This window comes from Streptomyces sp. TLI_146 (genome assembly GCF_002846415.1).
Lineage (GTDB): Bacteria > Actinomycetota > Actinomycetes > Streptomycetales > Streptomycetaceae > Streptomyces.
This window is the reverse complement of the sequence record NZ_PJMX01000001.1, coordinates 5,354,974-5,367,977: the sequence shown is the minus strand read 5'-3', so window position 1 is coordinate 5,367,977 and position 13,004 is coordinate 5,354,974. Positions and strand designations below refer to the sequence as shown.

At 69.9% G+C, this 13,004-nt stretch carries 14 protein-coding genes and 1 tRNA gene; 3 read left to right on the top strand and 12 right to left on the bottom strand.

From position 1 onward, the window contains the following. Positions 1-31: 31 nt before the first annotated feature. The 7 genes from BX283_RS24070 to BX283_RS24040 form a co-directional block, all read right to left on the bottom strand. Positions 32-1,000: a hypothetical protein gene (locus tag BX283_RS24070; RefSeq protein ID WP_101389591.1), complete on the bottom strand. Its 969-nt coding sequence runs from the start codon at positions 998-1,000 to the stop codon at positions 32-34. A gap of 99 nt (positions 1,001-1,099) precedes the next feature. Then, positions 1,100-2,011, bottom strand: coding sequence for a hypothetical protein (locus BX283_RS24065; protein WP_101389590.1), 912 nt, complete (start codon positions 2,009-2,011; stop codon positions 1,100-1,102). A 199-nt stretch (positions 2,012-2,210) separates the two neighbouring features. Continuing rightward, on the bottom strand, positions 2,211-2,933 hold the full coding sequence (rplA, locus tag BX283_RS24060) for a 50S ribosomal protein L1 (RefSeq protein ID WP_101389589.1): 723 nt from the start codon (positions 2,931-2,933) through the stop codon (positions 2,211-2,213). An 86-nt stretch (positions 2,934-3,019) separates the two neighbouring features. Further along, positions 3,020-3,454, bottom strand: coding sequence for a 50S ribosomal protein L11 (rplK, locus tag BX283_RS24055; protein WP_053731185.1), 435 nt, complete (start codon positions 3,452-3,454; stop codon positions 3,020-3,022). Between the two features lie 168 nt (positions 3,455-3,622). Further along, positions 3,623-4,516: a transcription termination/antitermination protein NusG gene (nusG, locus tag BX283_RS24050; protein ID WP_101389588.1), complete on the bottom strand. Its 894-nt coding sequence runs from the start codon at positions 4,514-4,516 to the stop codon at positions 3,623-3,625. Positions 4,517-4,593: 77 nt separating this feature from the next. Then, positions 4,594-4,896, bottom strand: coding sequence for a preprotein translocase subunit SecE (secE, locus tag BX283_RS24045; RefSeq protein WP_101389587.1), 303 nt, complete (start codon positions 4,894-4,896; stop codon positions 4,594-4,596). A gap of 106 nt (positions 4,897-5,002) precedes the next feature. Then, positions 5,003-5,075 (bottom strand) — tRNA-Trp (locus BX283_RS24040). Between the two features lie 226 nt (positions 5,076-5,301). Between BX283_RS24040 and BX283_RS24035 the strand changes: the two genes are divergently transcribed. The 3 genes from BX283_RS24035 (at position 5,302) to BX283_RS24025 (ending at position 8,386) form a co-directional block, all read left to right on the top strand. Continuing rightward, on the top strand, positions 5,302-6,528 hold the full coding sequence (locus BX283_RS24035; protein ID WP_101392545.1) for a pyridoxal phosphate-dependent aminotransferase: 1,227 nt from the start codon (positions 5,302-5,304) through the stop codon (positions 6,526-6,528). Positions 6,529-6,661: 133 nt separating this feature from the next. Continuing rightward, entirely contained in the window at positions 6,662-7,681 is a 1,020-nt protein-coding gene (locus BX283_RS24030; RefSeq protein ID WP_101389586.1) for an adenosine deaminase, read from the top strand. A 66-nt stretch (positions 7,682-7,747) separates the two neighbouring features. After that, on the top strand, positions 7,748-8,386 hold the full coding sequence (locus BX283_RS24025; protein ID WP_101389585.1) for an NAD(P)-dependent oxidoreductase: 639 nt from the start codon (positions 7,748-7,750) through the stop codon (positions 8,384-8,386). A 19-nt stretch (positions 8,387-8,405) separates the two neighbouring features. Here BX283_RS24025 and BX283_RS24020 read toward each other — a convergent pair whose 3' ends face one another. The 5 genes from BX283_RS24020 to BX283_RS24000 form a co-directional block, all read right to left on the bottom strand. Continuing rightward, complete coding sequence (locus BX283_RS24020) at positions 8,406-9,461, bottom strand: UDP-N-acetylmuramate dehydrogenase (protein WP_101389584.1); 1,056 nt, start codon at positions 9,459-9,461, stop codon at positions 8,406-8,408. A gap of 299 nt (positions 9,462-9,760) precedes the next feature. After that, the gene (locus BX283_RS24015) at positions 9,761-11,128 is read right to left on the bottom strand and encodes a DHA2 family efflux MFS transporter permease subunit (protein WP_373979618.1); all 1,368 of its coding nucleotides are present in this window, start codon (positions 11,126-11,128) and stop codon (positions 9,761-9,763) included. Between the two features lie 215 nt (positions 11,129-11,343). Then, positions 11,344-11,910, bottom strand: a complete 567-nt coding sequence (locus BX283_RS24010; RefSeq protein WP_180357237.1) for a TetR/AcrR family transcriptional regulator — start codon at positions 11,908-11,910, stop codon at positions 11,344-11,346. 87 nt (positions 11,911-11,997) lie between these two features. Continuing rightward, positions 11,998-12,432, bottom strand: coding sequence for a MaoC family dehydratase (locus BX283_RS24005; RefSeq protein WP_101389581.1), 435 nt, complete (start codon positions 12,430-12,432; stop codon positions 11,998-12,000). Positions 12,433-12,434: 2 nt separating this feature from the next. After that, positions 12,435-12,887 (bottom strand): MaoC family dehydratase N-terminal domain-containing protein, encoded by a 453-nt coding sequence (locus BX283_RS24000; RefSeq protein WP_101389580.1) that lies wholly within the window; start codon positions 12,885-12,887, stop codon positions 12,435-12,437. Positions 12,888-13,004: the final 117 nt, after the last annotated feature.

Below are 13,004 nucleotides of genomic sequence, written 5' to 3'. Positions count from 1 at the left end.
TCCGGTCGTACGGGTCGGTCCGCCGGGGCCGTCAGGCGCCGCCGAGGCCGCCGGTCCCGCCGTCCTTGGCCAGGTCGCCCAGGCCCTTCAGCAGTTCCATCAGGTCGGCGGTCTCGCCCGCGGGCGGGGCCGTGACCTGGGCCTTGGCGCCGTAGTCCGAGTAGTGCGTGGAGGTGACGACCTTGCCCTGGGGGCTGCTCATGTTGACGTCCATGCGGACCGGGTAGCCGTCGGCGTTGACCCAGACCTCGGTGTCGTACCCCTGGACCCCGGTCTTCTTCATGTTGGTCAGGAGCTGCCGGCGCTCCTCGGGCTTGAGGGTGTCGAGCATCTTGTTGCTCTTCATCATCTCGTCGATGGTGAGCGTGCCCTTGTAGTGCTCGGAGGAGACGCCGTCGATCCGCTCGGCGCCCAGGTGCTTCAGGTTCGGCGAGTCCAGCAGCAGGGCCAGCTGCTGGGCCGGGTCCTGGTTCATGTTCTCCATGCCGGCCGTCATCTGCTTGACCAGCTGCTCCTTGCCGGACTGCTTGGCCAGCGAGGTCATGTCGAACTTCATCCAGCGCTTGCCGCCGAACTCCTTGGCGGACTCGCCCATGGAGCCCATGTCCACGTACATGACGTTGTTCACCCAGAGCATGCGGGTCTTCTCGGGAGCACCCGCCATGCCCTTGGCCGCCGAGGACGTCACGGTGAGGTCCATGGCCGTCGGGTTCCAGGCCATGACGCCGGTGGTCTCGGTCTTCTCCGCGCCCCCGCCCATGGAAGCGGGCGTCGACATGCTCATCCGGACCTTCGCCGACTTGGCCGCGGCGGTCTTCTTGTACGCCGCGGCGAGCACCTGCGACGCGGCGGTACGGGACTGCGGCGCGGCGACGGCCTTCTTGGCGCCCCCCGCGCCGTCGGCCTTCTCGTCGTCGCCGCCGCAGCCCGCGGCCCCTGCCACCACCACGGCGGCCGTCGCCGTCGCCAGCGCCGCCCGCGTCCATCCGGACCTGGTCATGTGCCCCACCCCTTGTTCCCCCATGTCACGTACTCGATCACCTGCACGGTAGCCCAACGCTGTGCCGGGTGGGACCGAATATGTCTGCTGTTGTGCGGGTTACGACGGCTGCTGCGCGGACTTGGGCTTGATCAGCGTGGTGAAGTCCACGGTGTCGGAGGCCGCCGGGGCCTCGGCCGAGACCTTGACGCCGTAGTCCGAGTAGAAGGCGGTGGTGTTCATCTCGCCGTTCTTCGTCGCGGCCCGCTCGGTCTTCTTGACCAGGAGGTCGTCCTTGTCCACCCAGATGTCGACCGTGTCGGTGGTGATGCCGCTCTTGGTCATCTGGGCCTTGAAGGCCTCCAGCGTCTTGGCGTCCAGCCCCGAGCTGCGGTCCACCATCCTGGCCATGTCGACCGTGCCCGAGTAGTGCGTGGCCTGGACCCCGCGGATCTCCTCGGTGCCGACCTTCTTGACGTCGCCGGAGGCGAGCAGCACCTTCACGCCCTGCTGGGGCGTCGAGTTCTGCATCTGGTCCTTCATGACGGCGCCGGCCGGGCCCATCAGCTTGGCCATGTCGTCGTACCCGTACCGGATCCAGTGCTTGCCGCCGAGGGTCTCGGCGAACTTCGGGCCCATGTTCGCGTAGTAGGCGTCGCGTAGATAGCGGGCGTCGATGCTCTCGCTGCCGAGCTGCTTCATGCTCTGCGCCATCGAGCCCTGGGTGTACTTCATCCGCATGGCGCCGGTCGTGCCGTCGCCCCACGCCAGGGTGCCGCCGCCCTCCAGGCCCATCACAGCGCCCATGGACATCGTTATCTCGACCTTGGCCGAGCCCACTCCGTCGGTCTTCTTCTGGACCGCCTGGAGGGCCGCGACCGGGCTGAAGTCCGACCCGGCCTTGTGCTGCTCCTTGGCCGGCGCGCTCTTCTTGTCGCCGCCGTCGGAGCCGCCGCAGGCCGCGAGCCCCGAGAGCGCCGCGCCGACGGCCACCAGCGAGATACACGTACGCCGTACGGACCTGGTGTTCATGCGTTCCCCCTCGAATACCTTTTCCCTTGCCTCGTCGACGGTAGCGCAGGGGTACGACAACACCGCGCCCGCACAGGGTTGTTGGGACGCGGTTGCGACAAAAGGGCCGCGGCGGAGGACCGCAGCAAAAAAGCCGGGCCCCGCACCTCCGGAGAGGTGCGGGGCCCGGCTCTGGACTAGCCGATGCGAGCCGTCAGGCTCAGACCGCCGCCGGGTCCTCCTCGACGAGGAGGTTGCGGGTGCGGTTGGAGTCGAGCTGGATACCGGGGCCCATCGTGGTGGTGATGGTGGCCTTCTTGATGTACCGGCCCTTGGCGGCGGACGGCTTCAGACGGAGGATCTCCTCCAGAGCGGCGCCGTAGTTCTCCACCAGCTTGGCGTCGTCGAAGGACACCTTGCCGATGATGAAGTGCAGGTTCGAGTGCTTGTCGACGCGGAACTCGATCTTGCCGCCCTTGATCTCCTCGACGGCCTTGGCGACGTCGGGGGTGACCGTGCCGGTCTTCGGGTTCGGCATCAGACCACGCGGACCGAGCACGCGGCCGAGGCGGCCGACCTTGCCCATGAGGTCCGGGGTGGAGACGACGGCGTCGAAGTCCAGACGGCCCTTGGCGACCTCGTCGATGAGCTCGTCCGAGCCGACGATGTCGGCGCCGGCGGCACGCGCGGCCTCGGCACGGTCACCGGTCGCGAAGACCAGGACCCGGGCGGTCTTACCGGTGCCGTGCGGGAGGTTCACGGTGCCACGGACCATCTGGTCGGCCTTGCGCGGGTCGACACCCAGGCGGAAGGCGACCTCGACGGTGCCGTCGAACTTGGTCGTGGAGGTCTCCTTGGCGAGACGGACGGCCTCGAGCGGGGCGTAGAGCTTGTCCGCGACGATCTTGGCGTCCGCAGCGCGGAGAGTCTTGCTGCGCTTCACTTCTGCTCCTGTGTTTGTTCAGGTGTGGAGTCGTGGTGCGGGCCAGCGCTTGGCCCTACCACTGGGTACTGCGGAGAAGGCTGGGATCAGCCCTCGACCGTGATGCCCATGGAACGGGCGGTGCCAGCGATGATCTTGGACGCGGCGTCCAGGTCGTTGGCGTTCAGGTCGGCGAGCTTCGTCGTGGCGATCTCGCGGACCTGGGCCTCGGTGATCTTCGCGACCTTGGTCTTGTGCGGCTCGCCGGAGCCCTTCTCCACACCCGCGGCCTTGAGGATCATCTTCGCGGCCGGCGGAGTCTTGGTGATGAAGGTGAAGGAGCGGTCCTCGTAGACCGTGATCTCCACCGGGATCACCCAGCCACGCTGCGACTCGGTCGCCGCGTTGTAGGCCTTGCAGAACTCCATGATGTTGACGCCGTGCTGACCGAGCGCGGGGCCGACCGGCGGGGCCGGGTTCGCCGCACCGGCGTTGATCTGGAGCTTGATAAGCCCCGTGACCTTCTTCTTCTTGGGAGGCATTGCTCTCTCCGGGTCCTAGTGAGAGTGAACCGCCTGGCATCCGATCATCCGGATGCAGGCATACCGCACAACGATAACGGGTATAGACGTGCGGCTAAAAACCGAGCAGGTCAGACGGGCTTTGAAGCGCCCGTCTGACCTGTTCGGAAGACGTGTGGTCCGGAAGAACTAGTTCTTCTGGATCTGGTCGAAGCTGAGCTCGACCGGGGTCTCGCGGCCGAAGATCTCGACGAGGCCCTTGACCTTCTTCGAGTCGGCGTTGATCTCGTTGATCGTGGCCTGGAGCGTGGCGAACGGGCCGTCGGTGACGGTGACCGAGTCGCCGACCTCGAAGTCCAGCACCTGGACCTCGACCTTGCGGGCCGGAGCCGGCTTGCCCTCGGCCTCGGCGGCCTCGCGGGCGGCCTTCTCCTCGGCCTCCGGGGCGAGCATCTTGACGATCTCGTCCAGGGTCAGCGGGTACGGGTCGTAGGCGTTGCCCACGAAGCCGGTGACGCCCGGGGTGTTGCGGACGACGCCCCAGGACTCGTTCGTCAGATCCATGCGGACGAGAACGTAACCGGGCAGCTTGTTCTGCCGGACGTTCTTGCGCTCGCCGTTCTTGATCTGGACGATCTCTTCCTCGGGCACCTCGGCCTGGTAGATGAACTCCTCGACGTTCAGCGAGACGGCACGCTGCTCGAGGTTCGCCTTCACACGCTTCTCGTAACCGGCGTAGGTGTGGATGACGTACCACTCGCCGGGCAGGCCGCGCAGCTCCTGGCGCAGGGCCTCGACCGGGTCGACGGGGGCGGCGGGCTCCGCGGGAGCCTCCTCCGCCTCGTCCTCGTCGGCGTCCTCGGACTCGACGGCCTCGATGGCGCCCTCGTCCTCGGACTCGGCGGCCTCCAGCTCGTCCTCGTCCTCGACGTGGAGCGCCGCCTGCTCGGCCGCCTCGCCCGCCTCGGCGTCGGCAGCCTCGACCTCGTCCGGGTCCACGGCGTCCGCCGCCTCGACGATGTCGAGCTGGTCCTCCACGGACTCCGCCGACTCGATGGCGTCGTTCAGGTTCGGGTCAGACACGTGGCTGCTTCTTCCTGGCTACAGATGGGTGGAACAATGCGAAAAAGGCGCCGGGTGGGCGCCCTTACGCGAGTGGATCAGCCGAAGACGTACTTGACGACGTGCTCGAATCCGGTGTCGATCACGGTCACGATGCCGATCATGATGACGACGAACACGATCACCACGGTGGTGTACGTCGACAGCTGGTTGCGGGTCGGCCAGACCACCTTGCGGAGCTCGGCGACGACCTGGCGGTAGAAGAGCGCGAGACGGCCCAGAGGGCCCTTCTTGCCGCGCTTGCCGCCCTTGCGGGCCTTCTTCTTGGAGTCCTGGTCCGCAGACGCAGACGCCTCGTCCTGGGCATCAGGCATGTCGATGGAGCCCACGGCGTCCGTCACGCTTCTCACCTGATTCCGGGTCGTGGCCGTGCCGCGCCCGGTGGAGCCGCACGGCGGTGCATAGAAGTACGTACATGCGCACACATCCTGGCGAAGGTGTGTGTAGCAGGGCCGGAGGGACTTGAACCCCCAACCGCTGGTTTTGGAGACCAGTGCTCTACCAATTGAGCTACGACCCTTTGTGGTTCCCCCAACCTACCGCATCCGACCAAGTGCACCGAGTGCCCGCAGTGGATCGGTTGGTGGAGGCCAACGACAGGTGAGTGTACGTGGTCCGGCGCCCGGCGTCGAACAGATAGCTCCTGACACCGCCGCGCGGAGCTGCCGAACGCCCTGTGCAACTGCCCCGTCCGGTCCATGAAACCGGTGTGCCCGGGGCGCGGCAGGTCTGCGACGATGGGCCGTATGAGCGCTGCAACCTCTCCGACCGAGCGCCGGGTGTCCGCGCGCATCGGCGCGATCTCCGAGTCCGCGACCCTCGCCGTCGACGCCAAGGCCAAGGCCCTCAAGGCCGCCGGGCGCCCGGTGATCGGCTTCGGCGCCGGTGAGCCCGACTTCCCGACCCCGGACTACATCGTCGAGGCGGCCGCCGCGGCCTGCCACGACCCGAAGTACCACCGCTACACCCCGGCCGGCGGCCTGCCCGAGCTCAAGAAGGCCATCGCCGACAAGACCCTGCGCGACTCGGGCTACGAGGTCGACCCGTCCCAGATCCTGGTGACCAACGGCGGCAAGCAGGCGATCTACGAGGCGTTCGCGGCGATCCTGGACCCGGGCGACGAGGTCATCGTCCCGGCGCCGTACTGGACCACCTACCCGGAGTCGATCCGCCTGGCGGGCGGCGTCCCGGTCGAGGTCGTCGCCGACGAGACCACCGGCTACCGGGTCTCGGTCGAGCAGCTGGAGGCCGCTCGTACGGAGAAGACGAAGGTCGTCCTCTTCGTCTCCCCGTCCAACCCGACCGGCTCGGTCTACACCGAGGCCGAGACCGAGGCGATCGGCCGCTGGGCCGTCGAGCACGGCCTGTGGGTGCTGACCGACGAGATCTACGAGCACCTGGTCTACGGGGACGCGGTCTCCGTGTCGCTGCCGGCGCTCCTGCCCGAGCTGCGCGACAAGTGCATCGTGGTCAACGGCGTCGCCAAGACGTACGCGATGACCGGCTGGCGGGTCGGGTGGATCGTCGGCCCCAAGGACGTCATCAAGGCCGCGACCAACCTCCAGTCGCACGCCACGTCCAATGTGGCCAACGTCTCCCAGGTGGCGGCGCTCGCCGCGGTCTCCGGCGACCTCGACGCGGTCGCCGAGATGCGCAAGGCCTTCGACCGCCGCCGCCAGACCATGGTGCGGATGCTCAGCGAGATCGACGGCGTCATCTGCCCGACGCCCGAGGGCGCGTTCTACGCGTACCCGTCGGTGAAGGGCCTGCTCGGCAAGGAGATCCGCGGCAAGCGCCCGCAGAGCTCCGTCGAGCTCGCCGAGCTGATCCTGGAGGAGGCCGAGGTCGCGGTCGTCCCGGGCGAGGCCTTCGGCACCCCGGGCTATCTGCGCCTGTCGTACGCGCTGGGCGACGAGGACCTGGTGGAGGGCGTCTCCCGGATCCAGAAGCTGCTGGCGGAAGCGCGCGACTGACGCGCGCCCGAAACGCAGGACCGCAGGAACGGCCACCGGCTCACGTGAGTCGGTGGCCGTTCCTGCGTTCGGGCAAGGTCCCGATCGGGGAAAGGGGCTGTCGGACGGGCCCGGGGTGCGGCAAGATCCTTCAATGGAGCACGTTCGCGACGTAACCGACCTGCCGAAGGCCCATCTGCACCTGCACTTCACGGGGTCGATGCGCCCCACCACGCTGCTGGAGCTCGCCGACAAGTACGGGGTGCACCTCCCCGACGCGCTGACCAGCGGCGAACCGCCGAAGCTGCGGGCCACCGACGAGCGCGGCTGGTTCCGCTTCCAGCGCCTGTACGACATCGCGCGCTCGTGTCTGCGCGCCCCCGAGGACATCCAGCGGCTGGTGCGCGAGGCCGCCGAGGAGGACGTGCGGGACGGCTCGGGCTGGCTGGAGATCCAGGTCGACCCCACCTCGTACGCGCCGATGCTGGGCGGGCTCATCCCGGCCCTGGAGATCATCCTGGACGCGGTCGAGTCGGCCGCGCGCGAGACGGGGCTCGGGATGCGGGTCCTGGTCGCGGCCAACCGGATGAAGCACCCCCTGGACGCCCGCACGCTGGCCCGCCTCGCGGTGCGGTACGCGGACCGGGGCGTGGTCGGCTTCGGCCTCTCCAACGACGAACGCCGGGGCATGGCGCGGGACTTCGACCGCGCCTTCGCGATCGCCCGGGAGGGCGGTCTGCTGGCCGCGCCGCACGGCGGCGAGCTGACCGGCCCCGCGTCCGTCCGGGACTGCCTGGACGACCTGCACGCCACCCGCATCGGCCACGGGGTGCGCGCCGCCGAGGACCCGCGGCTGCTCAGGCGCCTCGCCGAGCGCGGGATCACCTGCGAGGTCTGCCCCGCCTCCAACGTCGCCCTGGGCGTCTACGAGAAGCCCGAGGACGTCCCGCTGCGCACGCTGTACGAGGCGGGCGTGCCGCTGGCGCTGGGCGCGGACGACCCGCTCCTGTTCGGCTCCCGGCTGGCCGCCCAGTACGAGATCGCCCGCCGCCACCACGCCTTCACGGACGCCGAACTCGCCGAGCTGGCACGGCAGTCGGTGCGCGGCTCGGCGGCCCCGGCGGAGACCAAGGCGAAGCTGCTGGCGGGGGTGGATTCCTGGCTGGCCGCGTAGGGCGTCGGGCACCCTTGGCTACTGCTGGCTGAGTAATTACCTATCCACCAGGGGAGAGTGACGCGGATGAAGCTCACGGTTTTCGGTGCGACGGGCAGGATCGGTGCGGAGCTGGTCCGGCAGGCGCTGGCCGCCGGACACGAGGTGACGGCGGTGGTACGGGACCCGGGACGGTTCACGGTGACGGGACCGGGCCTGGAGGTGGTCCGGGGCGACTTGGCCGACCCCGAGTCGCTGCGCCCGTCGGTGGCGGGCCGGGACGCGGTGCTCTCGTGCCTCGGCGCGAACAAACGGGCGGACGCGGCGGCGGGCATCACGGCCCGGCTGACCGGCTCGATCGTGCAGGCGATGGACGCCGAGGGCACCCGCCGCCTGCTGGTGGTCAGCGCGGGCCCGGTGGGCCCGGAGGCGCCGGACGACCCGTTCCTCGACCGCCTCACGCTGACGGTCGTCACGCGCGTCCTCAAGGACGTCTACGAGGACCTGCGCCGCACGGAGGCGGTGCTGGCCAACTCGGCCCTGGACTGGACGGCGGTACGTCCGGTCCGCCTGGTCGACAAGCCGCGGACGGGCACCTACCGCACGGCCATCGGGGCGACCCCGCGCAGCGCGCGCACGATCGGGCGGGCGGACGTGGCGGACGCGATGCTGGCGATGATCGACAACCAGGCGACGGTGAAGCAGGGGGTCTGCGTGGCGTACTGAGCGGCCCTCGGTGGACCGGTCAGATCTCCGCGTTGACGGTCACCGGCTCGTTGACGAGCGTCACCCCGAAGGCCTGCTCCACGCCCGCGACGACCTCGCGGGCGAGCGCGAGCAGGTCCTCGGTGGTGGCGCCGCCGCGGTTGGTGAGGGCGAGGGTGTGCTTGGTGGAGATCCGGGCGGGCCCGGAGCCGTACCCCTTGGTGAACCCGGCCTTGTCGATGAGCCAGGCGGCGGAGGTCTTGGTGAGCCCGCCGCCGAGCTCCCAGGCGGGCGGCGAGACGTCGGGTCCGAGCCGGCGGGCGGCCTTGTCGAGGAACGCCCGGTACTCGGCCTCCCCCAGGATCGGATTGGTGAAGAAGGACCCGGCGGACCAGGTGTCGTGGTCCTCGGGGTCGAGCACCATGCCCTTGCCGGCCCGGAGCTTCAGGACGGTCTCGCGGGCGGTGGCGGCCGGAACGCGGTCGCCGGGCTCGACGCCGAGGACGCGGGCGGTCTCGGCGTACTTGATGGGCGCGGAGAGCCCGCCGGCGTCCTCCAGCTCGAACCGGACGCGCAGCACGACGTACCGGTCGGGCAGGGCCTTGAACCGGCTGTGCCGATAGGAGAACGCGCACTCTTCGGCGGCGAGGGCGACGGTACGTCCCTCGACCCGGTCGTACGCGACGACCTCGCGGATGGTGGAGGAGACCTCCTGGCCGTACGCGCCGACGTTCTGGATCGGGGTGGCGCCGGCGGATCCGGGGATCCCGGCCAGGCACTCGATCCCGGCGAGCCCGGCCTCCACGGTCCGGGCGACGATGTCGCTCCAGACCTCACCGGCGGCCACGTCGAGCCGCGTCCCGTCGAGCTCGAACCCCGTGGTGGCGATCCGCAGGGCGGTCCCGGCGAAGCCCTTGTCCCCGATGACGAGATTGCTGCCGCCCCCGATGACGAGCAACGGCGTCCCCGCCGCGTCCGCCTCCCGCACGGCCCCGATGACCTCGTCATCACTGACAGCCGTCACCAGCCGCTCGGCCGGCCCACCGAGCCGGAAGGTGGTGAGGGGGGCGAGGGGGGCGTCGTGAAGTACGTGCACGGGTCCAGGGTACGGGGGCGTTCGTCTGCGGGTGGTGGGTGGCTGGTCGCGCAGTTCCCCGCGCCCCTTTTCGGCCCGGGGTTCGTCTGCGGGTGTGTGGTGGGTTGCTCGCGCAGTTCCCCGCGCCCCTGAAAGCGCCCCTTCGGGCCGCCCAGGGGATTGCCGCGCAGCGGCATCTTCAGGGGCGCGGGGAACTGCGCGAGCAACCGGCCACGGTCCGCAGACGAACACAGCGGGGTGCAGGGGCCGCAGGCCCCGCAAACGAGGTCCGGGGGCCGCAGCCCCCGGGAAAGCCGTCCTCACCCCACCAGCGCATCCTCCCGAGCCACCCCGGCGTCAGCCGCATCCGAAGACCCCGCCACAGACACCCGCGGCAGGCACACCGCACTGACAGCCGCCAGCGCCACCACCCCCGCCCCCACCCACAGCGCGGGCCGCAGCCCGGACACGAACGCGGACGCCGACCCGTAGCCGCCCTGCGCGGAGAACACCGCCGCCAGGACCGCGACACCCAGCGCCCCGCCGACCTCCCGCAGCGCGTTGTTCGCCCCGGACGCGATCCCCTGCTCGGACGGTCGCACGCTCGACATCACCAGGTTCGCGGCCGGCGCGAAGTACAGCGCCATCCCGATCCCGCTGACCACCAGCGCGGGCAGCTGCGTCCCGTACGACACGTCCGGCGACAGGATCAGGGCGAACCAGCCGAGCCCGATCGCCTGGAGTGCCAGCCCCACCGCCACCACCGGCCGTCCCCCGATCCGGTCGGACAGGACGCCCGCGACCGGCGCGACCAGCAGCGGCATCGCGGTCCACGGCAGCATCCGCAGCCCCGCCTCGGTCGGCGAGTAGCCGAGGACGCCCTGGAGAAACTGGCTGAGCAGGAAGATCGAGCCGAACATCCCCACGAACATCAGCAGGCTGGACAGGTTGATCGCCGCGAACGCCCGGCTCCGGAACAGCCGCATCGGCAGCACCGGCGCCTCGCTGACGATCCCGTGCCAGACGAACGCGCCGAGCAGCGCCGTACCCGCCACCAGCCCCGTCAGCACCGTCGGGCTGCTCCAGCCGTCCACGTTGCCCCGGATCAGGCTGTAGACGATCCCGAAGAGGCCGCCGCTGGCGAGCACCGTGCCGCGGATGTCCAGCCGGGCCCCGCTCCCGTACGACTCGGCGAGCCGCAGCCGCGCCAGCGGCAGGACGAGCACGCCGAGCGGAACGTTCAGCCAGAAGATCCACTGCCACGAGAAGTGCTCGGTCAGCGCGCCGCCGATCAGCGGCCCGCTCGCGACGGCGAGGCCGTTGACGGCGCCCCATATCCCGTACGCCAGGCCCCGCTTCGCGGCCGGCACCGCCGCCGTGAGCAGCGTGAGCGTCAGCGGCATCATGATCGCCGCCCCGACGCCCTGCACCGCGCGCGCCGCGACCAGACCGTCGATCCCGGGTGCGAGCGCCGCCGCGGCGGACGCGCCGGTGAAGATCGTCAGGCCGACGATGAAGAGCTTGCGGCGCCCGAACCGGTCCCCCAGCGCCGCCCCGAACATCAGCAGGACGGCGAAGGTGAGGGTGTACGCGCTGACCGTCCACTCCAGGTCGTCCAGCGCCCCGCCCAGGTCCTCGCGGATCGACGGCAGGGCGGTGGTGACGACGAGGTTGTCGAGCGCCGCCATGAACCCGGCGATGCTGGTGATGACGAGTGCCCAGACCGCGCCCCCGCGCCGGGCCGTTCCCGGCCGCTCGTGACCTGCCCGGTCACGTTCGCGCGGCTCGTGTGCCTGTTCCTGCTCGGATTCCCGCTCGGACATCGCTTTCCCCTGTTGTTAGTTATCAGTTACTAACTTTCGAGCGCAGACGAGTGCGCCGCACCCGGCCCCGCGAAGGGGCCCTACTTCTCCAGTCGCCCCTTCGCCCGCGCGGACGGATAGATCTCCTCCCACACGCGATGCTCGGGAGGAAAACCGATCGCCACCAGCGTGTTGATCAGCATCCCGTAGGCCAGGAACTCCGTGGTGTCCTTGTAGCCCTCCAGCGGAACGCTCACCGCGTCCCACAGCTCCATCCACTCCCGCCGGACGGCCTCGCCGAAGGTGTGGTCGCCCGCCGCCTCGGCCGCGGCGACCGCCACGTACACCTGCATCTGCATGAGCAGCCGTTCCGGCTCCTCCGCGATGACCTTGGTGTACGCGTTCGCCATCGCGTGCACCGCCTCCTCGCCGCGCAGCCCCTCGGACGCCTCGGCGAACATCTGGACGGTGTCCTTCATGCAGCGGTGCGTGGCCGCGAGGAAGATCGCGGGCTTGTTCGGGAAGAGCCGGAACAGATACGGCTGCGAGACACCCACCCGCTTGGCGATCGCCTCGGTGGACGTCCCGTAGTAGCCGCGGTGAGCGAACTCACTCATCGCCGCCCGTACGACGCTCTCGCGCCGCTCCTCCGCACTCATCCTGACCATGAATCCAAAGTTAGTGGCCAATAACTAACTTCGCAACCCCTGCGGGAACGGCCGCCGGTTTCCGCCCCGGCGGCCGTCCCGCGGGGCTCACGCCAGCGCGACCACCGCGCGCGACATGCCCAGCACCTTCTGGCCCGCGCTCATCGCCGTCAGGTCGACCCGGACCGTCTTCGCCTCGTCGTCCAGCTTGGCCGCGACCTTGGCGCTGACCTCGATGAGCGCGCCCGTATCGTCGTTCGGCACGACGACCGGCTTGGTGAAGCGCACCCCGTACTCGACGACCGCCGCCGGGTCGCCCACCCAGTCGGTGACCACCCGGATCGCCGCGGCCATGGTGAACATGCCGTGCGCGATGACGTCGGGCAGCCCGACCTCCTTGGCGAACTTCTCGTTCCAGTGGATCGGGTTGAAGTCGCCCGAGGCGCCCGCGTACTGCACGAGTGTGGCGCGACTCACGGGAAAGGACTGCGCCGGCAGCTCGGTGCCGGTCTCCACGTCCTCGTAACGGATCTTGGCGCTCATCGTCACTCCCCCTCGGCCGCGCGGGCCACCAGCTTGGTGAAGGCGGTCACGACGTGCTCGCCCGCCTCGTCGTGGACCTCGCCGCGGATGTCCAGGATGTCGTTGCCCGCGAGGGACTTGATCGCCTCGATGGTGGAGGTCACGGTGAGCCGGTCCCCCGCGCGCACCGGGCGCCGGTAGGCGAACTTCTGGTCGCCGTGCACGACCCGGCTGTAGTCCAGGCCCAGCTGCGGGTCCTGGATCACCACGCCCGCGGCCTTGAACGTGATGGCGAACACAAAGGTCGGCGGCGCGATCACATCGGGGTGCCCGAGCGCCTTGGCGGCCTCCGGGTCGGTGTACGCGGGGTTGGCGTCCCCCACGGCCTCGGCGAATTCGCGGATCTTCTCCCGGCCGACCTCGTACGGCGCGGTGGGCGGATAGGTCCGCCCCACGAAGGACTGGTCGAGCGCCATGGGCTCGCAACCTCCTGCTTGGTGATCTACGGACTGGGCGATCCGCGGGCCAGGTGACCTGCGGGCCTGGTGACCTGCGGAACGGGGTACGACGAAACGGGATACGACGAGAGGCCG